Annotated in this window: 18 protein-coding genes and 1 tRNA gene; 5 read left to right on the top strand and 14 right to left on the bottom strand. The window is 60.2% G+C overall.

Annotation, left to right across the window (positions count from 1 at the left end; translation table 11 throughout):
- Nucleotide 1: 1 nt before the first annotated feature.
- The 9 genes from AC1DYW_RS10845 to AC1DYW_RS10805 all read right to left on the bottom strand — a co-directional run bounded on the left by AC1DYW_RS10845 (nucleotide 2) and on the right by AC1DYW_RS10805 (nucleotide 9,243).
- Nucleotides 2-700 (bottom strand): class I SAM-dependent methyltransferase, encoded by a 699-nt coding sequence (locus AC1DYW_RS10845; protein WP_477226133.1) that lies wholly within the window; start codon nucleotides 698-700, stop codon nucleotides 2-4.
- On the bottom strand, nucleotides 697-2,430 hold the full coding sequence (locus AC1DYW_RS10840) for a hypothetical protein (RefSeq protein WP_477226132.1): 1,734 nt from the start codon (nucleotides 2,428-2,430) through the stop codon (nucleotides 697-699). Before AC1DYW_RS10840 ends, AC1DYW_RS10845 begins: the two co-directional genes overlap by 4 nt.
- A 279-nt stretch (nucleotides 2,431-2,709) precedes the next feature.
- The gene (locus AC1DYW_RS10835; protein WP_477226131.1) at nucleotides 2,710-4,029 is read right to left on the bottom strand and encodes a class I SAM-dependent methyltransferase; all 1,320 of its coding nucleotides are present in this window, start codon (nucleotides 4,027-4,029) and stop codon (nucleotides 2,710-2,712) included.
- 21 nt (nucleotides 4,030-4,050) lie between these two features.
- Nucleotides 4,051-4,932: a dTDP-4-dehydrorhamnose reductase gene (rfbD, locus tag AC1DYW_RS10830; protein WP_477226130.1), complete on the bottom strand. Its 882-nt coding sequence runs from the start codon at nucleotides 4,930-4,932 to the stop codon at nucleotides 4,051-4,053.
- The gene (rfbB, locus tag AC1DYW_RS10825) at nucleotides 4,929-5,999 is read right to left on the bottom strand and encodes a dTDP-glucose 4,6-dehydratase (RefSeq protein ID WP_477226129.1); all 1,071 of its coding nucleotides are present in this window, start codon (nucleotides 5,997-5,999) and stop codon (nucleotides 4,929-4,931) included. The genes rfbD and rfbB overlap by 4 nt, the downstream gene beginning before the upstream one ends.
- 22 nt (nucleotides 6,000-6,021) lie before the next feature.
- The gene (gene rfbC / locus AC1DYW_RS10820; protein ID WP_095091969.1) at nucleotides 6,022-6,576 is read right to left on the bottom strand and encodes a dTDP-4-dehydrorhamnose 3,5-epimerase; all 555 of its coding nucleotides are present in this window, start codon (nucleotides 6,574-6,576) and stop codon (nucleotides 6,022-6,024) included.
- A complete protein-coding gene (rfbA, locus tag AC1DYW_RS10815) occupies nucleotides 6,577-7,458 on the bottom strand; it encodes a glucose-1-phosphate thymidylyltransferase RfbA (RefSeq protein ID WP_457154263.1) in 882 nt (293 codons plus the stop codon).
- Nucleotides 7,459-7,589: 131 nt separating this feature from the next.
- Nucleotides 7,590-8,615 (bottom strand): NAD-dependent epimerase, encoded by a 1,026-nt coding sequence (locus AC1DYW_RS10810; protein WP_477226128.1) that lies wholly within the window; start codon nucleotides 8,613-8,615, stop codon nucleotides 7,590-7,592.
- A 37-nt stretch (nucleotides 8,616-8,652) separates the two neighbouring features.
- Nucleotides 8,653-9,243, bottom strand: coding sequence for a biotin transporter BioY (locus AC1DYW_RS10805; protein WP_184871366.1), 591 nt, complete (start codon nucleotides 9,241-9,243; stop codon nucleotides 8,653-8,655).
- Between the two features lie 124 nt (nucleotides 9,244-9,367).
- Between AC1DYW_RS10805 and AC1DYW_RS10800 the strand changes: the two genes are divergently transcribed.
- The gene (locus tag AC1DYW_RS10800; RefSeq protein WP_477226127.1) at nucleotides 9,368-10,276 is read left to right on the top strand and encodes an MBL fold metallo-hydrolase; all 909 of its coding nucleotides are present in this window, start codon (nucleotides 9,368-9,370) and stop codon (nucleotides 10,274-10,276) included.
- 615 nt (nucleotides 10,277-10,891) lie between these two features.
- Here the strand turns inward: AC1DYW_RS10800 and AC1DYW_RS10795 are convergent.
- The gene (locus AC1DYW_RS10795; protein ID WP_477226126.1) at nucleotides 10,892-11,677 is read right to left on the bottom strand and encodes a DUF1499 domain-containing protein; all 786 of its coding nucleotides are present in this window, start codon (nucleotides 11,675-11,677) and stop codon (nucleotides 10,892-10,894) included.
- A gap of 154 nt (nucleotides 11,678-11,831) precedes the next feature.
- Entirely contained in the window at nucleotides 11,832-13,460 is a 1,629-nt protein-coding gene (locus AC1DYW_RS10790) for a fatty-acid--CoA ligase (protein WP_477226125.1), read from the bottom strand.
- Between the two features lie 191 nt (nucleotides 13,461-13,651).
- Between AC1DYW_RS10790 and AC1DYW_RS10785 the strand changes: the two genes are divergently transcribed.
- Nucleotides 13,652-14,008 carry a hypothetical protein gene (locus tag AC1DYW_RS10785; protein ID WP_457154218.1) on the top strand — a complete coding sequence of 119 codons (357 nt, stop codon included), beginning with the start codon at nucleotides 13,652-13,654 and terminating at the stop codon, nucleotides 14,006-14,008.
- A 138-nt stretch (nucleotides 14,009-14,146) separates the two neighbouring features.
- Nucleotides 14,147-14,536, top strand: coding sequence for a DUF427 domain-containing protein (locus AC1DYW_RS10780; protein WP_457154219.1), 390 nt, complete (start codon nucleotides 14,147-14,149; stop codon nucleotides 14,534-14,536).
- A gap of 152 nt (nucleotides 14,537-14,688) precedes the next feature.
- Here the strand turns inward: AC1DYW_RS10780 and AC1DYW_RS10775 are convergent, their stop codons facing one another.
- From AC1DYW_RS10775 to ppdK, 3 genes are all read right to left on the bottom strand, one after another.
- Complete coding sequence (locus tag AC1DYW_RS10775; protein WP_477226124.1) at nucleotides 14,689-15,429, bottom strand: polysaccharide deacetylase family protein; 741 nt, start codon at nucleotides 15,427-15,429, stop codon at nucleotides 14,689-14,691.
- 169 nt (nucleotides 15,430-15,598) lie between these two features.
- Nucleotides 15,599-16,702, bottom strand: a complete 1,104-nt coding sequence (locus tag AC1DYW_RS10770; protein WP_477226123.1) for a glycosyltransferase family 9 protein — start codon at nucleotides 16,700-16,702, stop codon at nucleotides 15,599-15,601.
- Nucleotides 16,703-16,963: 261 nt separating this feature from the next.
- The gene (gene ppdK, locus AC1DYW_RS10765) at nucleotides 16,964-19,648 is read right to left on the bottom strand and encodes a pyruvate, phosphate dikinase (RefSeq protein ID WP_477226122.1); all 2,685 of its coding nucleotides are present in this window, start codon (nucleotides 19,646-19,648) and stop codon (nucleotides 16,964-16,966) included.
- Between the two features lie 223 nt (nucleotides 19,649-19,871).
- On the opposite strand from ppdK, the gene AC1DYW_RS10760 reads away from it, so the two are divergent.
- Both AC1DYW_RS10760 and AC1DYW_RS10755 read left to right on the top strand, forming a co-directional pair.
- The gene (locus tag AC1DYW_RS10760; RefSeq protein ID WP_477226121.1) at nucleotides 19,872-20,216 is read left to right on the top strand and encodes a VOC family protein; all 345 of its coding nucleotides are present in this window, start codon (nucleotides 19,872-19,874) and stop codon (nucleotides 20,214-20,216) included.
- 127 nt (nucleotides 20,217-20,343) lie between these two features.
- Nucleotides 20,344-20,418, top strand: a tRNA-Gln gene (locus tag AC1DYW_RS10755).
- Nucleotides 20,419-20,738: the final 320 nt, after the last annotated feature.

Genomic DNA, 20,738 nt, shown 5'->3' with positions numbered 1-20,738 from the left:
GTCAGGCCCTCTGCGTCAAAATGGAGGTCTGGCTGGGGAATGGCAATGCAGGCGCAAGCCCCCGTGTCACGCGCTCCTGCAGGCCGCAAGAATTGATGGCCTGGCGATATTCGGGCCTGTTGCTGTTGTCGAACAGAATCATACCGCCCGGAGACAGACGGCGAACCGATTTCGCCAAGCAGGAAACCCTGGCCCGGCCGTCGATCACAATGAGGTCGAAGGTGCCGTCGACCCGGTCAATCGATGACACGTATTGATCGAAAGAGCATTGCGTATATCCCTTTCGATTGGACCTGGCCTTGCTGGAAGCAGAGGCGGCTACCGGCTCCACAACTCGCACAGCGATGTTGGGATAGGCGCCAAAAATGCCGCCCATGGTTTGCGCGAACGGAGCGTCATGCTCGACGGAATCGACTGAGCCGCTTCGTTTCGCCAACCAAACTGTGCTGGCGCCGGCACCAAATTCATAAACGCGGGCCTTGTGATTGCGCGAGGCCAGAAAACTGTTCACGGCATCAATCGCGGAGAATGTCCACCACGGCATGTCAAGCCGAACCAGGTCAGCGCTGTCGTATATGCCGAACAGACTTCTGATCCAGAGGGCAAAGCGGTTGTTCGACCGCTCCAACGCCGCAAGCAATCCGCAGCGCTCAGCTACTTTCCGGGCGAATCTGACGACGCTTACATAGGTACTTTTCAAAACTGAAATCCAACCCCAGGTGCCTGCAATCTCGTCCACCCAGACGGCGTAAGCAAAACTGCATATATCGATCGAGAAGCAGGGCTGGCAGGCACACGTCGAAGATCTATGTAGCCACTCCAGCCATAGTCGTCACGCCCTCGCCCGAGGAACTTCGCCACGTCCGGCCGATGCGTTCCTCCCAATCCCAACCCCACGACTGTTCCCGTGCCGTCAACGAAGGCAATGCAGCGGTAGGTGGTAAGAATATCGCTGCCCAGCAGTGGGGGCCACTTGTTCGAGGTGTCCGCGACCCAACCGGAGACGCGTCCCCACTGCGGATCTTCTATTTTGGACACGGCATCAATGTAGCCCGTCAAGCTGTTCGGCTGGGTGGGGATTGCCAACCCGGCGCCGAGCGAGGGGCAGCCGAAGTCCCTCCCGTTGAACGGGACGTGATTGAATTTCTTCAAATTGTCTTCGACATTGTAGTAATCGACCCCAGCCAATGTAACGTATCGCATCAAGTCGGGGTCTTTGACACCGAGCGACAATGCCAGTGTTGCGAGATCTTTTCCTTCAGCCCTGACAAGAGCGTCATTCAGCCTCGGCATGCCGTTGACGACGATCAGTGCGGCTACCGCCGCGAATATGGCGATCGACAGACGACGCTTGAAATCAACTTGCCACACCAGACACGAAACAGCTCCAAACAGTCCGACCCAAAAAAGCGCCGGAAGGGTTGCATATCTGCTGGCTAAGGCTGCCGCGTCTCCTCCCATGTTCGATCGACCAATAGCGGCCAGCACGCCCGACATGACGGCATAGGCCATGATCGCAATCCAGAAAGCTGATCGGTACCTGCTTTCGCCAGGCCGCAAAAGGCAAAACCCAACGATCAAAGCGGCCGCTGCGACTCCGATTGCGCCCAGCGGAATTGCGGCCGCTTCGGTTGTTACGATGCCGCCACCAATGAATGTCAGGCAAAACAGCGAAATCCCAATTGGATCGAAACTGCGTGCGGCGTGATAATCGGGGACTTTCTGATTCATTGCGACAAAAATCACGAGGGCCAAGCCCGCCGCGAAAATCAAGATGCCGAGCCGCCGTGTTTTGGCAGTGCAAAATCCTTGGATGCCGATCACACACAATGCGGTCAGGCCCGTGCTGTAAAATTGCGTGGCAAAAACAGCCAACGCGATCGCAGCCACATAACCTATCGGCATGTCTTTTTCGGTCGACTGCCAAAAAGCCAATACAGCCAGCACGGTGAAGAGATTTGCGCCGATCCAGGCTACTCCACTCATGCCAACAAAGAAATTGTGTGCGGCAAGCGGACTGAATACGAACACCGACACGGCTATCCCGACGACAAATGCTTCAAACCAGGATCGCGCAAAGAGCGACAATGCGCCCGAAAAAACCAACGCTATGAGAAGGGAGAACGCGACAACAGTGACCGACAGGCCGATATTGTCCCCTTGGGTAAGGTGAAAATTCAGCAGATAAAACAGTTTTGCGCCGGCAATAATATGCTCGTTTGCCGTTACATACAGATCCCTCAGTGTCGGTACCCCGTCCAGCGATCCGACCATTGAAGGGAGAATGCCCCAATAGTCGTTATCCGGAACACCTCTCGCCTGCACCGTCAGGAGGAGCGCAACCACGAACACCGCGACCGGACCAACAAACGCAATCGCGAAAGCGGGGGTTGAACGGCTGACAGAGAGGGTGCGAACGGTGGCCGACATTAGTCCTGCGTTTGCTGCGTATTGCCTTGCGTTGGCGTAGGTGGCACCTCGCACACACCGCCAGACTGCGCAACAAAAATTCGACGACTTGGCAAGCGGACCGCCGGATCGGTCCGGTGTGCGTCTCAAACGCCACAAGTTGGCGCGACTGGAACGATCAGCCGTCGCATGAATGAGAAAGCATATCCGGTGGCTTGATGTTGCCCCTGTTCTGAAGAAATGGATTTCAGATGGAGAGGCCAAGAGCAGAGCTCGCCTCTCTCCAATTGAATTTCGCCTTCAACGAAAAAATGCGGCGATCCTTTTCAGCAACCGCGTGGCAATCGCAGACAGCGCTCGCAAGGGGCTGGTAATTCGCCAGCTCGTTGAGTCCTTGAACTCTTGAACGACCCGTTCACTTTGCTCCATTCTTTCCTGGAGCACTTGCGCGCGTGCGATCTCGTTGTCGCGCGCGGTCTGCAGCGCACTAACAGTCGCGTGCGCGGCTGAAATCTCTTCGGCCCTCTCGACGAGATCCGACTCCATCCGTGCGATCTGGGCGTGACCGCTCTGGAGCTGTTCACGTATCTCGGCCACCTCGCGGGTGAGTTCCACTATCCGCGCCCCGCGGCTCGTCACCAACGCCCTGTTGGTCTCGATTTCCTCTTCCATGGTCGTCGACGCTAGAGACCATGGATTTCCGGCTTGATCGAACGCTTTGCTTGTCGTGCCGGCAAGAGAAATCATTTCCCTTTCGGCGAGCGCGATCCGGCCTTGCACATTGCGAGTCCCAAGAACATTTTCCGGACTTGGACGCTTGGTCACAATGCAGAGCGAGTTCAAAAACTCGACGGAATGAATGGAGGCCAGCGAGGCTTCCCCAAATACGGTCTTATACCTGTCGGAGAACGTGGCTAGGGCATCCGCCCGAAAGCGGGGCAGTCCCCAATGCTCATGGTTGATCACATCGAGCAAGCGCTTGAAGAACGACATCGACGAAAGCGGATCATAGAGACCGCCTTCGAATTCCTGCCAGTAGCTGCAATGCAAATCTTCCGCTATGAAAACCCCGCCATCAGAAAGATGAGGGAAATAACGGGCGAAAGAGCGCACTATGTCTGATGATGTATGCGATCCGTCATCGATTATGATGTCGAATGTCGCGGATTTCGCAACAATTTTTCTTTCTATCTCATCAGTATTGGCATCACCGATGACCAAAGCAATCTTTTGATCGTCGAAGACCAGACCGCTGCAGGCCGTGTCGATATCGCAGCCAAGAATGAGTTCCGAATTCGGGAAATATCGCGGCCAGATTTCGAGAGAGCCACCGTTTTGGACGCCAATTTCCAGGAGTCGAACCGGCTTCTTCCGATAGTCCAGAAAAACGCGGTCATATGCATCCAGATAGCTTGACCATTTGTCCGACACTTTGCCGCTATGGGCATTGTACAGGTCGTGAAGTGAAGGGGCGTGCGCCTTAACCGCCGCGGCATGGCCCTCGGTTTGAACGCCCTGCGGCACGTCTCCGACCGCCTCCGGGCCGAGCGCGTCTGGGTCGACCGCCTGTGAGGCGGCCTCTGCATCGCGCATGTATTTCGGCGATAGGTCCTTCTTCATGCCTCAAGCCCATCCCGTCTTTCAGACCAGGACACGACGCGCCACCGCTTCAGTCGATTGCCGCCAGTCAGGCGCATTCCATCCGAAGACGGAGGCGAATTTCGCGCTTGATAGCCGGGAATTGGCGGGGCGTCGCGCCTTGGTCGGGTAGTCCTTCGTAGCAATGTCCCGTACTCGCGCCCAAGGGCCACCAGACACTCGGCTTGTGTCCAGGATATGGCGGGCAAAGCCGCTCCAGTTGGCCTCGCCCGTGCCGGCCAGATGATAGACACCGAACGCAGCGAAGCTCTTGTTGCCATGCAGCGTCGCCGCCGCATGCAGGACTGCGTCGGCGATATCGAGCGCGGAGGTGGGATTTCCCCACTGATCGGCGACCACCGATATCTCATCCCGGTCGGCGGCAAGCCGCAGCATGGTCTTGACGAAATTCTTGCCGAACGGGCTGTAGACCCAAGCCGTGCGCAGGATCAGATGGCGCGGATTGGCGGCTGCCACCGCCTGTTCGCCGGCGAGCTTGGAGGCACCATAGACGCTGCGCGGTGCGGTCGCGTCGGTTTCGACATAGGCACCGGAAGCGCTGCCATCGAAGACATAGTCGGTCGAAAGATGAATGACGGGAATGCCAAGCTGCGCTGCGGCTTCGGCCACCTTGCCGGCGCCGACAGCGTTCACAGCAAATGCCAGGTCGGGCTCATCCTCAGCCTGATCCACGGCGGTGTAGGCGGCAGCCGACACGACGATATCCGGCTTCGCGGCCGCGATAGCATCGATGACGGTATCGGGCTTTGCCAGGTCGAGCTCCGGACGGCCAATTGCGATGACTTCCACGCCGGCGTGCCTCTGGCCGGCCTCCAGAAGGCTTGACGCGACCTGGCCTTCGCGCCCGGTGACAACGAGCCTCACGCGGCCCCCTTGCGCGCTTCGCCCAATCGCTCACCGGCATAGCGCTCTTCGCGGATCGGCCCCCACCACCATTTGTTTTCGAGAAACCAGTCCACGGTTCTCGCCAGGCCACTGTCGAAATTCTCCTTCGGCGCCCAGCCAAGCTCGCGACCGATCTTGGAGGCGTCAATAGCATAGCGGCGGTCATGGCCTGGACGATCGGTGACGAAAGAGATCAGATCGCGATAGCTCTTGCCGCCCGCCCGAGGACGCCTGATGTCGAGCAGATCGCAGATCGTCTCGACGACGCCCAGGTTGGTGCGCTCCGAATTGCCGCCGACATTGTAGCTCTCGCCTGGCGTGCCCTTGGTGGCCACCAATTCCAGCGCGCGCGCATGGTCCTCGACGAACAGCCAGTCGCGCACATTGGCGCCGGCGCCATAGACCGGCAGCGTTTTTTCGTCGAGCGCATTGAGGATGACGAGCGGGATAAGCTTCTCGGGAAAGTGATAGGGCCCGTAGTTGTTCGAACAATTGGAAAGCACGACCGGCAGGCCATAGGTTTCGTGCCAGGCCCGCACCAGATGGTCCGACGCCGCCTTCGAAGCTGAATAGGGCGAAGATGGCGCATAGGGCGTTTCCTCGACGAAAAGGCCGCCATCGAAAGGAAGGTCGCCGAACACTTCGTCGGTCGAGACATGATGGAAGCGGAAGCGGCTTTTCCTGTCGTCGGGAAGGCCGCGCCAATATTCCAGCGTAGCATTCAGCACCTTGTAGGTGCCGACGATGTTGGTCTCGATGAATGCCCCGGGTCCGTCGATCGATCGGTCGACATGGCTTTCGGCAGCAAGGTTCATGACGATGTCGATTTCGTCCCGATGCAGAATGTCGAGCACCGCCCTCTCGTCACAGATATCGGCATGAGCGAAGCGGTAATTGTGGGCATTCTCGATCGGCCGCAGCGAGGCCAGATTGCCCGCGTAGGTAAGCTTGTCGAGATTGGTCACGCGATAGGCCGGGTTGGCGCACAGATGCCGGCACACCGCAGAACCGATGAAGCCGGCACCGCCTGTCACTAGAAAATTCATGTTGCTGTCCTCATGCAACCCATCAGGCGAACACTTCGGCGGCGGCCAACACCGGCGCCTTGAGGTCCTTGTCCGAAAGCTGGAATCCGCCAGCCAATGACGGCCATTCGATGCCGATGGCAGGATCGTCGAAACGGATCGAGCGGTCGTGCTCGGGCGAATAGGTATCGGTCACCTTGTACAAGACTTCGGTGTCCGGCACGAGCGTCACGAAGCCATGCGCAAAGCCCTTCGGCACCAGAATCTGGTTGCCCTTCTCGGCGGTAATTTCGAGCGCAACCCATTTTCCGAAGGTTGGCGAGCTGCGGCGAATGTCGACCGCCACGTCCAGCAGCGCACCCCGCACGACACGCAGCAGCTTGTCCTGGGCTCGCGGCGCAAGTTGGTAGTGCAGCCCGCGCAGAACGCCCGCCGCGGCAGAATAGGACTGATTGTCCTGGACGAAACTCAAGCCTATGCCGGCCTGCGAAAAGCGCTCGGCATGGTAGGTTTCGACGAAGAAACCACGCGCATCGCCATGTCGTTTCGGAATGATTTCCAGCACGCCTTCGATGCCAAGGGACCTGACCTCCAGCATTTACTCCTCCAACCGCTCGACGACGCGCCGGCGCAGATAGACGGCATACTCGTTTTTTCCCAGGCGGGTGGCGCGCTGGAGGACATCGTCCGCCGTCAGCCAGCCCTGTTCGAAGGCGATTTCCTCCGGGCAGGCAACCTTTATGCCCTGGCGATGTTCGATCGTGCGCACGAACGAAGACGCTTCGTGCAAGCTGTCGTGGGTGCCGGTGTCGAGCCAGGCATAACCACGGCCCAATCGATGCACATGCAACTGACCACGCTCGAGATAGACATTGTTGACCGCCGTGATCTCAAGTTCGCCACGCGCCGAAGGCCGGATCGCCGGGGCAATGTCAACGACATCGTTGTCATAGAAATAGAGGCCAGTGACGGCCCAGTTGGATTTCGGATTGTCTGGCTTTTCCTCGATCGTCAGGGCGGTTCCGGTGACCTTGTCGAAGGAAACGACACCGTAACGCTGCGGATCTTCGACATGATAGGCGAATACGGAAGCCCCCGTCTCGCGCGATGCCGCTGCACGGCAGAGCTGCGACAGGCCTTCGCCGAAATAGATGTTGTCGCCGAGGATCATCGACACGCTGTCCTTGCCGATGAAATTCCGGCCGATGATGAAGGCTTCCGCAAGTCCGTTGGGTTGCGGTTGCTCGGCGTAGGACAAATCAAGCCCAAACTCCGATCCGTCGCCAAGCAACTCGCGGAAAACCGGCAGATCACGCGGCGTTGAAATGATCAGAATCTCGCGGATACCCGCGAGCATCAAAACGCTCAGCGGATAATAGATCATCGGCTTGTCGTATATCGGGAGGATTTGCTTGGAGACTGCCAACGTTAGCGGATAGAGCCGCGTTCCGCTGCCTCCAGCAAGGATAATTCCTTTCAAGAAGTTCTCCTTGACATGCCTAAACCCCCAGCCCTGACATAAACCGCGCTCGTGCTTAGGTTCCATGCAATGGCTTGTCAATCTCGGCGATCGACAAACAGCCGGACTATGTCGCGCCACACGCGCCTCAGTTAGATCAGTCCAAAATACGCCCGGTACCAGTCCACAAACCGCCCTACCCCATCGGCAACCGTCGTCACCGGGCGGTAGCCGACCGCCTGCTCCAGCGCCGATGTGTCGGCAAAGGTATCGGGCACGTCGCCGGCCTGCAGCGGCAGCATTTCGATGATGGCTTTCCTACCAAGCGCGCTTTCCAGTGCCTCGACATAGGCGGTCAGCTTCACCGGTTTGCTGTTGCCGATGTTGAAGATGCGCCAGGGGGCGCTGCTGGTGGCCGGATCCGGACGGCTGGAGTCCCAGGCTGCATTGCCGACAGCCGGGCTATCGCTGGCCCTGACGACCCCTTCTGCGATGTCATCGACATAGGTGAAGTCGCGCGTGTGGTTGCCGTTGTTGAACAGCTTGATCGGCTCACCGGCAAGAATGCTTCTGGTGAACAGGAAAAGCGCCATGTCCGGACGCCCCCAGGGACCATACACCGTAAAGAAGCGAAGCCCGGTCGTGGGCAACCCGAACAAATGGCTGTAGCTATGCGCCATCAGCTCATTGGCGCGCTTGGTCGCGGCGTAGAACTGCAGCGGATGATCGGCCGGCCGATGCTCGGAAAAAGGCATGTCGGTGTTGGCGCCGTAGACACTCGAGGTGCTGGCATAGGTCAAATGCGCAACGGCGCGGCTGCGGCAGGCCTCGAGCATGTTGGTGTAGGCGATGATGTTGCTTTCGACATAGGCATGCGGGTTTTCCAGGCTGTAGCGAACCCCTGGCTGGGCGGCGAGATGGATCACCCGGTCAAACGTGTGGTCCGCAAAGCAACCATCGACCACGCCCTTGTCGGCGAGATTGCCGCGGATGAAATGATAGCTCGCATTGGTCTTGCGGCTGGCTTCCTCCAGCAGCCGCAGCCTCGCCTCCTTGATCTGCGGATCATAGTAGCTGTTGACGCTGTCGATGCCGACAACCTCGTCGCCGCGCTCCAGCAGGCGCTTCGATACGTGACAGCCGATAAAGCCGGCGGCGCCGGTGACCAGGACCTTCATCAGAAGCGCCCGTCCAGTCCTCGATCTCTCCCGGTGTTCAGGAGCGCTTCAGCAGCGACCACACGGCCGGCACCAGGCTTGCCGCCAGGGCAACCTTGATCAGATCGCCGACGATGAATGGCACGACGCCGAACTGCCACGACTTTTCGGGACCGATCAGCAGCGCCAGCCAGGCAAAGCCCATCGCCATCATGACGACTTCGGCAACCAGCATCGCGCTGAAAAGCTTGACCGGATGACGGTCCCAGCCCCGATCGGCGGCCCAGCCGACAATCGCCGCCATGGCCACGAAACCCAAGAGATAGCCGCCGGTCGAGCCGAGCATGTAAGCAATGCCGATACCCTTTTCCGGGGTGCTCTGGAAGACCGGAAAGCCCATCGCGCCCTCTGCCATGTAGAGCAGCAAGGTGGCGACGCCCAGACGCATCCCGAAGGCAGCGGCGATCAGCAACACGGCCAGCGTCTGCATCGAAATGTCGACCGGCCCGAGCATCACCTTGGTCTTGGCCGACAGGGTCAGCAGCAGCGTTCCGGCGATCGCCAGGAAAAGCTGCGTTGCCAGCCGCGCCGCGCCCTCTTGCGGCAAAGCCAGAGACACAAGCGGACGCATCGTTGTTGCAATTGCCATCGTATTTCCCCAATCCGATTGCCGCTATCTCATGTTCGCGGCCTCGCGTTCTCCTATATTGGCTTGTGTGTTATGCGGCAATCGGTTTTGCCGTCTCCTCGAACAAGGCACCGATGCACCTGCCATGGCTCTCAAATTCGAAACCGGCTTCGATCCCGCCTATGGCAAGGCGGTGAGCGTCGCGCCTGATATCCAGCGCATCACCGCCCGCAATCCAAGTCCCTTCACCTTTCACGGCACCAACAGCTACATCGTTGGCCGCGATACGCTGGCGGTGATCGATCCTGGGCCGGACGACGAGGCGCATCTGCAGACCCTGCTCGATGTGATCGTAGGCCGGCCGGTCAGCCATATCTTCGTGAGCCACACGCACCGCGACCATTCCCCGCTGGCGGCCCGGCTGAAAGAGCGCACCGGCGCCGCCGTGCTGGCGGAAGGACCGCATCGCCCTGCAAGACCCCTGCATATCGGCGAGACCAACGCGCTCGACGCCAGTGCCGACACTGCTTTCGTTCCCGATATCGCATTGCCCGACGACAGGGTGGTCGACGGCGACGGCTGGTCGATCAGGACGATTTTGACCCCGGGCCACACCGCCAATCACGCGACATTCGCGCTGGAAGGAACCGGGATCCTGTTTTCAGCCGATCATGTCATGGCATGGGCGACGTCGATCGTCGCGCCACCGGATGGGGCGATGGCCGACTATATGGCCTCGCTGGACCGGCTGATCGAACGCGGGGACCGCCTGCTGCTGCCGGGACATGGCGGGCCGGTGACCGCACCGCGCCGTTTCATGCGCGGGTTGAAGACGCATCGCAAGATGCGCGAGCGCGCCATCCTGGAGCGGGTCAGAGCCGGCGATCGGACGATCGTGGACATGGTCAAGGCGATCTATCGCGATACCGACCCGCGGCTGCATGGCGCTGCCGGATTGTCGGTGCTTGCCCATCTCGAGGACCTGGTGGAACGCGGCCTGGTCGTGACAGACGCCGCACCAGCCATTGACGGCAATTTCACGCCGGCCAGATAGGCCGCCAAGCTCATTCGGCCGGAGCCGCGCCAACCTGACCGGCGACTTCCTGGTCGAGTTCCGCCTATGACATACACATCTTACTCCCCTTCCGGCCTTAAACTGCTAGCAATCGCGCCGTTTCTAATGAGAACTCTCAGCATTCTCTCTAGCAAAATCCCGATATATTTCTTATCATCTAAATCAATATGCTTTCTGTCAAAATTATACTTTATGAAATCGTTTGTTTGTTTACACTTTGCATCCTCCGAGAGCTGATATTGCTCTAGAAAGTATACTGTGCATGAGAAATTATTCTCAGACGAGGCCATATGTTCAATCATATGCACAAACAGTGGACCGGAGCCAAAAGCGGTATCGGCCTTCACCGGACTGACGTTGATGATCATCAGACTAGTAAAACAAAAACAATAACCCAAAATAATCTTGAGGCAATTGATGGGCGGGTTTACCGTTAATATTGGTTTTAAGGAGTCCATCTGGTATCCCTCACTTAGAAACCGAGGTAAAACGCGCCGAAGTTATTCGTTCCAGATAGGCGTCGACACTGTCAGATTCACAACTCAAAGCGTGCGCATCATCAGTCCCTTGCCGTCGCTCATCCGGCCTCAAGCCTCATTCGGCCGGAGCCGCGCCAACCTGACCGGCGACTTCCTGGTCGAGTTCGGCGAGAAAATCGACGATATGCGCGGCATTGTCGCCGAGATCGTAGCGGCCGTAACGAGAGGCCGACCGCATGTCGACGATGATTGTGTCCCCGTCGTCGGTCACGCGGATCGCGACGTCGGCGGGAAGACCAAGGACAAAGCCTTTGGCCACTGCGGTAATCGTCACTTCGGTTTGCCCCCTGAGGTCTGGATAGGGCTCGGAAAGGTCCCAATCGCGCCGGTCGAGCACGGTCTCGACGGCATCCACGACGGTGTCGAACGGCAGGTCGTAGCTGCGTGCGCTGACCAGCGGATAGCTCTCGGTCTGCAGCCGCTGTTCGCCAGGCGTGGATGGGGAGAGCACATTCATCTCTTTGGTCCGGTCGCTCACGTCGAGCGCGGGTGGATTGTCGAAATCCGTCGAGATATCCCTGAGCGGCGGATAGATCGTCGCCCAGTATGCGGCAACGCCATAGGGTGCGAGCACCAGCAGCGCCAGCAAGGCGCCGACCGTCAGGTCACGACCGCCAAGGTCGCCGAAGTTCCACAGCCGCGAAAAGGCAAACCCGGCAAACAACAGCGCCAGGGCCGCCAGCAGCGCCACAATACCCATCACCCACAGGAAGACAGGCGTTTCGACGAGGTCGATGCGATGGCCGACGAAAGCGGTCAGCAGCAGCACCGCCGAAAAGGCGGCCGTGCGTCGCGACCATCCGGCCGCCTTCGAGGTCTGCCGTTCAGGAATACTTGCCATCGATTGCCGCACCACCCCAACCCGAACGGAGACGTAGAGCGGTTCGTCGTTTCACGAAACGATAAACCGCCTATCTCTTTGTTTTGACGCAATTCCCGGAATTGCCTTAGAACCTTTTGCTGGCGGCTTGAAGCCGAAAGACGCAACATTCCCGTCAATCCGTCGGCAAGCGATAGTCCCGGAATTGCTGACGCAAGGTGATCTTCTGGATCTTGCCGGTGGCGGTGTGCGGTATTTCGCCGACGAAGGCGACATCGTCCGGCATCCACCATTTGGCGACCTTGCCATCCATGAAGTCGAGAATGTCAGCCTTGGTCGGTTCCTTGCCCGGCTTGCGAACAACGACCAGCAACGGCCGCTCGCCCCACTTCGAATGATGGACTCCGATGGCTGCTGCCTCGGCGACATCGGGATGACCCACAGCCAGGTTCTCGAGATCGATGGTCGAAATCCATTCACCGCCGGACTTGATGACGTCCTTGGCGCGATCGGTAATCTGCATATAGCCGCCGGCGTCGATGTGAGCGACGTCGCCGGTGTCGAACCAGCCGTCCTCGTCGAACTGCTCCGAGCCAACACCGCCATAGTAGGCGCGGGCAACGGCCGGTCCACGCACCTTCAAGCGGCCAAATGTCTTGCCATCCCAAGGCTGAACATTGTCGTCGTCGTCGGTCACCTTCATTTCGACGCCGAAGGGCGGGTAGCCCTGTTTCTGCTGGACGTCGAGCCGGGCTTCACCCTGGAGACCGGCATAGTCCGGCTTCAAGGTGCACAGCGTGCCGAGCGGCGACATTTCGGTCATGCCCCAAGCGTGGATGACCTGGACATCGTAGTTCTGCTGAAACTTGGTCATGATCGCGCGCGGGCAGGACGAGCCGCCGATGACGACCTTGTTCAGATAGGGAAGCTTCTTGCCGGTCTCCTCCAGATACTGCAGCAGCATCATCCAGACGGTCGGCACAGCAGCGCTGAAGGTCACCTTCTCGGTGTCGAGCAATTCATAGATCGAGGCGCCGTCCATCTTGGAGCCGGGCATGACCAGCTTGGCGCCGATCATCGGCCCGCTCTGGCCAAGGCCCCAGGCATTGGCGTGGAACATCGGCACGACCGGCAAGATCGTATCGCGTGCCGACAGCCCCATGGCGTCAGGCATGGCGGCGATCATGGCGTGCAGCACGTTCGAGCGGTGGCTGTAGACGACGCCCTTCGGATCGCCCGTGGTCCCCGACGTGTAGCACATACCGGCAGCCGTGCCTTCGTCGAAGGTCTTCCAGGCGAAGTCGCCATCCGCCTCATCAAGCCATTCTTCATAGGCAACCACATTCGGCAGGGTCGTCTGCGGCATGTGCGCCTTGTCGGTCAGCACGATCACCTGTTTCAGCGACTTGACGGCGCCGGCGATCTTCTCGAGCAACGGCACGAAGGTCAGGTCGACGAAGACAGCCTTGTCCTCAGCATTGTTCATGATCCAGACGATCTGCTCGGGAAACAGGCGCGGATTGAGCGTATGGTAGATGGCGCCGATGCCCATGATGCCGTACCAGGCCTCGATGTGGCGCGCCGTGTTCCACGCGAGTGTGGCGATGCGGTCGCCCAGGCGATAGCCGTCGCGTTCCAGCCGTTGGGCGACCTTCAGGGCGCGGCGATGGATGTCCGCGTAGCTGGTGCGCACGATCGGCCCCTCGATCGAGCGCGACACGATCTCGCGCACGCCATGCTGCCGCTCGGCATTGTCGATGAGCTTGTGGCAAAGCAGCGGCCATTCCTGCATCAGTCCCAGCATTCGTTCCTCCCCTGCGCTTTGCGTCGTGCTTTTTCGTGCCATTGTGGAGCGAACCGGCGGATTGTCCAGCCACCAGCACCGGCAAGCCCAGTATTGATCGGCATGACGGACAAGACCGCCACAATCCGGCCATCGTCGGCATTAAGGTTAGTTAACGGGCAAGGGGCGATTGGCGACTGAAAGAGGTTCGCATGGACGCGCAGCTCGACGACAAGTCCCTTGAGAATACGCTTGCCGAAAGTCTGGCCGATCTGGGCCCTGATACAAAGACCGTTTCCGAAGATGAATTTGTTGAAGTTGTCGGCGGCGCGCTGGAAGCGGTCGGCGGCACACTGCTGTTCAAGATGTGCGTCCAGAACGAAGGCGAAGGCCAGCACGTCGCAGCCGCATCCATCGGCGACGGTGGCAATCGTCAGTTCCTGCTGCTCACCTTGCCAACCGGTGGCGGCCCCCTGAAGGTCGAGACCACGTCGAGAAGCAGCAATCCGGTGGCCGGTATCGCAGCCGCCTATGCCGGGCTGATGGATGCGTTCAAGACCGCCGCCTGACCATCTCAGGCAATCTTCGAAACCGTGATCGGGCCTGCACCCGGCCTGGGCTAACGGTTTGTGCCTTGCGTGGCGACAGCAGGCCTTGCGCAACGCGTTTGCGCGACACACCTTAAAGCCGAGGCAAGGAGAACCCGCATGGATCAGATCGTCAACCCGGCACCCGGGTTCCAACGCAATCCCGACAAGGTCATCACCATCGAGCCTTATGTCGGGACCGTTACGGTGCGTGTCGGAGACACGGTCATAGCTTCATCGACGAAGGCCAAGGTGCTGACCGAGCCCCCCTATCCCGCGGCCTTCTACATTCCGTTCGCCGACATCGATTTCGGCAAGCTCAGCAGCACGGAACATTCGACCCACTGTCCCTACAAGGGCGATGCCAGCTATTGGAGCGTGCTGCCTGCGGGCGAGACCGGCCAGAACGCGATGTGGGCTTACGAGCAGCCTTTCGACGAAATGGCTGAAATCCGCGACCACGGCGCATTCTACGCCAGCAAGGTCAGCATCGAAGCAAAAGCGGGCTGAGCACTTCGACTTGCCTCTCAGGTGCATCGGGAGTCAGGTCGGGCCGACATCACCCGAATATCAACGCACCTAGAGCAGTTCACCGTTTCACGGAAACGGCGAACGACGCAATTCCGGACGGAAAACCGTTTCACACTTTTCCTGGAATTGCTCTAGTCCGTGGTGCCGTGATTGCCGAAGCCGTCGGCATCGTCGAGCCGCACGAAGGTCAGGCCCTTGGCCTTGAGCGCCAGAAGCCCCTGCACCACGCCTTCGCCGGCCGCATGGGTCGGCTGGTTGATGTGCGAGATAATGACGTCGCCGTCCTTGGCCGCCGCGATGCGCCGCGCGGTTTCCCTGGCGCCGAGCAATGAGCCACCATCGCCGTTTATGGAGAATCCCGCGATCTTGAAGCCAAGCTTGCGGATCATGGCGATCGCCGACGGGCTGTATTCGGCGGTCGCACCACGAAACCATTTCGGCGCCGGCTCGCCGGTCTTGGCAAGGGCGGCGGCACCCGACTGGACCTCGGCCAGCACGGCGTCGGGGCTGCCGGCGCTGCGGATGCCGTAGATCTTTTGCGGCGTGTCGACGGCAGGGATATGATGGCCGCCGTGATTTTCCAGCTCGAACAGGTCGGGATGCGCCCGCATGACCTCGACCGCGGCGGCGTTTCGCTTCAGCCAGATGCCTGTCACGAAAATGGTGGCGGGTATCTTGTTTTCGACCAGCGCCGAAAGTATCCGGGTGTCGGTCTGTCCACCGCAGGCATCGAGCGTGAGCGCAACGCGGCCGGCTCCGCTTGCCTCCGGCCTGATGTGCAATGTCGGCTCGACAAGCGGCGCGGCGTGGCCGCTGGACACCACGGCCAACGACATGGCGATCACGCAGAGACTTCTTTGCAGCAGGCGCATCAAACCGACTTCCCGACCGGTGCTTTCAGGCAGGTATCCCAAGACCCGCATGAAGGCGAAAATCGGGATGGTGCATAGCAGAAAGCGCCCGGCGCGACAATTTGACTGTCCGTGGTGCGAGCGGCTATTCCGCGGCCCGCGATGGCCGTTGTCCGCGCGACGCATGAACTCAGATGGCGCGTTCGAGCTTCACGTCGGTGCGCGACAGGAGTTCGCGCACCGCATCGACGACTGGTTTGACCTCCAGTCGCCAGACGCAGTAGGCCCTGCCGAAATCCGGCCGGCCGCAACGGTCGTTGGCCACGCAGTCGCAAGGCATCGGCGGTTGAAGCGCGATATTGGGCACGCCAACGGGACCCCACTGCGACGGCGGCGTCAAGCCGAACAGCCCGACAACCGGGATTCCGGCTGCAGCCGCCATGTGCATCGGGCCGCTCTCATTGCCGAGAAACAGCCGGGCCTGTTTCAGCACCGCCAGCAACGTCTCAAGCGACAGCGCTCCAACGAGATTGACGACGGGCGACGCCGTCCTGGCGACGATGCGTTCGGCAATCTCGCGCTCGTCCGGGCCGCCGACCAGAACGACGTCCAAACCGGTTTCGCCGGCAATCTCTCCAATCGCCTCGGCAAACCGCTCCGGCTGCCAACGTCGCCCTTCAAAGCTTGCGCCGGCGTGCACGGCGATGAAAGCGTTTGGATGAACATAATGCTTGCCCAGCAGCGCCAACGCATTTGACGTCTCGGGCGGCAGCGGTTGGAGGTTTGGAACCGTCACATGGAGACCGATGCCAAGCGCCTGGAGCGGCGAAAGATAGCGGTAGACGAAATGTTCCTCACCAAAGCCAAATGGCTTGGCAAACACGTTGGCGGGCTGCCGCTCCAGCAGACGCAATGGCCTCTCGGTGGGATTGTAGCCGACACGGGTCTTTGCATTGACCAGCCCGGTGAGCATGCGTGACGTCTTTGAATCGGCCAGGTCGATCGTCAGATCGAAATGGAAACGGCGCAGCGCCCGCACGACGGCGTAAAGCTCCTTGCCGCGCTGCAGGGGGGTGCCGCGCAGGTGGGCACGCCTGAACGTGACCACCTCGGAGGCAATGTCATGGGCGACTACGAAGCTCGCGAAGCGAGCGTCGCACAGAAACACCAGCCTGGCATCGGGGAATTCGAGCCGCAGGTTTTCTGAGAGCACCGAGGCGAGAACGAGATCTCCAATGTACTTCGTCTGAATGACCAGGATCGAGCGAATCGGCGCGGGTGCAGTCTGCAACATCTGTTTCCCAGGACAATTGGCGGGATGTCGAAATTACGCAATGATTACGCAATGCCGTCAGCACGTTCGTGTGAATTGCTTTACAAAACGGTAAGCTCGACCGGATGGATCCTATCCGCGGCCGGCCTTAGAGCAATTCACCGTTCACGGAAACGGCGAATCTCCTTTGCTTTGACGCAATTCCGGAAGCAAAAGCGTATCACACTTTTCCTGGAATTGCTCCAGCTCTTTGCTTTGACGCAATTCGGGACGGAAACTGCTTCACACTTTTCCGGGAATTGCTTTCGCAACCAGCACCGCCGCCTGCGCGGCCGCTAACCTCGCAATCGGCACGCGATAGGGCGAGCAGGACACGTAGTCGAGGCCGACCTCTTCGCAAAACCGAATCGAGGCCGGATCGCCGCCATGTTCGCCACAGATGCCGAGCTTGATGTCGGGCCGTGTCGCCCTGCCCTTTTCGGCAGCCATGCGCACCAGTTCGCCAACCCCGTCGATGTCGAGGGAGACGAACGGATCCTGATCGATGATGCCCTTCTGGCGGTAGGTCTCCAGGAACGAGGCCGCATCGTCGCGCGAGATGCCGAATGTGGTCTGGGTCAGGTCATTGGTGCCGAAGGAGAAGAATTCGGCCGTAGCGGCGATGACATGGGCGCGGATCGCCGCGCGGGGGAGTTCAATCATGGTTCCAGTCAGATAGTCGATCTTGACGCCGGTTTCCTGCATGACGCTTTTGGCGACGGCATCGATGCGCGCCTTGACGTAGTCGAGTTCTTTCACCAGGCCGACCAGCGGCACCATGATTTCGGGAACGACAAGTGCGCCGGCCTTCTTGCCCGCCTCGACTGCGGCCTCGAAAATGGCGCGCGCCTGCATCTCGGCGATCTCGGGGTACGAAACCGCAAGCCGGCAGCCGCGATGGCCGAGCATCGGGTTGAATTCATGCAGCGCGTCGGTGCGCTGGCGGAGCTTGTCGGGCGACACCTTCATGGCGGCGGCAACCTCGGCCACCTCCTCCTCGGTCTTCGGCAGGAATTCGTGCAGCGGCGGATCGAGCAGGCGGATCGTCACCGGCAGGCCGGCCATGATCTCGAACAGTTCGAGGAAATCCGAGCGCTGCATCGGCAGCAGCTTGCCGAGTGCCGTGCGCCGGTCCTTCTCGGTGTCGGCCAGGATCATCTCGCGCATGGCAACGATGCGATCGCCATCGAAGAACATGTGCTCGGTACGGCAAAGCCCGATGCCTTCGGCGCCGAAGGAGCGCGCCATGCGCGCATCGAGCGGCGTTTCGGCATTGGTGCGCACCTTCATGCGGCGAACGGCGTCCGCCCACTCCATGATGGCGGCGAAATCGCCGGACAGTTCCGGCTGTAGCATCGGCACGGCACCCTTCAGCACCTGGCCATTGCCGCCGTCGATGGTGACGATGTCGCCCTTGCGGAAGGTCGCCCCCATCGCCATCAGCGTGCCGGCCTTGTAGTCGACGCGCAGTGAGCCTGCGCCAGACACACAGGGTTTGCCCATGCCGCGGGCGACGACCGCGGCATGGCTGGTCATGCCGCCGCGCGTGGTCAGGATGCCCTCGGCCGCATGCATGCCGTGAATGTCTTCAGGACTGGTTTCGATGCGCACCAGGATCGCCTTGCGGCCTTGCGTCTTCAGCTCCTCGGCGTCAGCAGAGGAGAAGACGATCTCGCCGGTGGCGGCACCGGGAGAGGCAGGCAGCCCGACGCCGATGACGTCGCGCGCTGCCTTGGGATCGATGGTCGGGTGCAGCAGCTGGTCTAGCGAGGCCGGATCGATGCGGGCGACCGCCTCTTCCTTGGTAATCAGCTTGTCCCTTGCCATTTCGACGGCGATCTTCAACGCCGCCTTGGCAGTGCGCTTGCCGGAACGGGTCTGCAGCATCCACAATTTGCCGCGCTCGATGGTGAATTCGAGGTCCTGCATGTCGCGGTAGTGCTTCTCCAGACTATCGGAGATGGTGACGAAGGACTGAAACGCGTCCGGCATCAGCTTCTGCAAGGACGGCTTGTCCGATCCGGCGGCAATGCGCGCCGCCTCGGTGATGTTCTGGGGCGTGCGGATGCCGGCAACGACGTCCTCGCCCTGCGCGTTGACCAGGAACTCGCCATAGAGCATCTTTTCGCCGGTCGAGGGATTGCGGGTGAAGGCAACGCCGGTGGCCGAGGTTTCGCCCATATTGCCGAACACCATGGCCTGGACGTTGACCGCCGTGCCCCAGCTTTCGGGGATGTCGTGCAGGCGCCGGTAAGTGATGGCGCGGTTGTTCATCCAGCTCGAAAACACCGCGCCGATGGCGCCCCAGAGCTGCTCATGCGGAACCTGCGGAAACGGCTTGCCGAGTTCTTCCTCGACCTTGGCCTTATAGAGCGCGATGACGCCTTGCCATTCGAGAGCCGTCAGTTCGGTGTCGAGCTCATAGCCGAGCCCGCCCTTCTGGTCTTCGAGGATTTCCTCGAACACCTCATGGTCGAGACCCATCACGACATCGGAATACATCTGGATGAAGCGACGGTAGCTGTCATAGGCAAAGCGCGCGTCGCCCGAATCGGCGGCCAGCGCCTCGACCGTCTCGTCGTTCAGCCCGAGATTGAGCACGGTATCCATCATGCCGGGCATCGAGGCGCGGGCACCGGAACGCACCGAGACCAGCAGCAGTTTCGACGGATCGCCGAACCGGCGGCCAGTCAGCCGTCCGATGTGATCGAGCGCGACCGCGACATCCGTTTCCAACCCTGCCGGATAGGTGCGGCCATTGGCGTAGTAAGCGTTGCAGACCTCGGTGGTGATGGTGAACCCGGGCGGCACCGGCAGGCCCAGGCTGCACATCTCGGCCAGATTGGCGCCCTTGCCACCCAGCAGATTCCTGTCGCCGGCACGGCCTTCCGCCGCACCATCGCCAAAGGTGAAAACCCATTTGGTCATGCTTTGCTCTCCGGTTGCAGGAGATTGGAAAGATTGGCGAAACGGAAAGTTCCGCCGTGTCCGACTGTGGAGCGATATGATGCTGCAGTGCGAAACGCAAGGCGTCGGCAAAGTTGTGCGGCCGCTACAATCGATTAAGCAAAAGCTCTGTCCAAGGATGCGGCAAAAAGACTTGCCATTCCGGAGCTTTTGGAATAGAACATAACAGGAACAAAGGTGCGCCATGAAACTACACGGAAAACTCGATTACCTGGAAATGCCGGCGACCGGCGGAACGCTGGACCGGCTCAAGGCTTTCTACAGCGCTGCCTTTGCCTGGTCGTTCACCGACTATGGACCGACCTACTCAGCCTTTGCCGAGGGGTTGGACGGAGGCTTCCAGGCCGACGCGGCGGAAGCCCCCGCCAAGCCGCTGCCCGTGCTCTACAGTAGGGATCTGGAAGCGACACTCGACGCCGTCGAAAGTGCCGGCGGCATGATCGTCAAGCCGATCTTCTCGTTCCCCGGCGGCCGGCGCTTTCACTTTGTCGATCCGGCCGGAAACGAGATGGCGGTGTGGGCCGAATAGCCATCGCATGTCATCTGGCAGCGCTGCGTTGCTTGCCCATTTTGGGCGTTCCCATCGTCGCTCATAAGGATTGTGCTTTTCGGCTGCTCTGCTAAGAACGCGCCGCACAAGCGACTCTGACGGCAATTGGGGCGTCGCCAAGTGGTAAGGCATCGGTTTTTGGTACCGACATTCCCAGGTTCGAATCCTGGCGCCCCAGCCAAACTGGATGTCCTTTGGATGTGACAATCCCTTCGGACTGGCCGGTCGATAGCGCCGCATTCGTTTCAGCAAGCAAATCAAACGGTTGTCGGAAGACAGCGCGAACCTCGCCGTCATCCCATGTGCAGTTCGACAGCAGCAGATTCAGAAGCCGTTTCTTCTCACCTGGGGCCTGCCGGGCGAACAGTTGGCGGGCGTTCCGCGCCAGCTCCAACAAGCGCACGCCATCCTCCATGTATGATTCCTCGGCCTCGCCATGCCGCTCGATCTCACGGAGCAGGCGCGTCTGCTCGACCCGCCATTGCGCCGACATTCGATCGT

Source organism: Mesorhizobium sp. P2_D5, from assembly GCF_056404355.1.
Note: the sequence above shows the minus strand (reverse complement) of the source record. Positions and strands in the feature narration are given on the sequence as shown.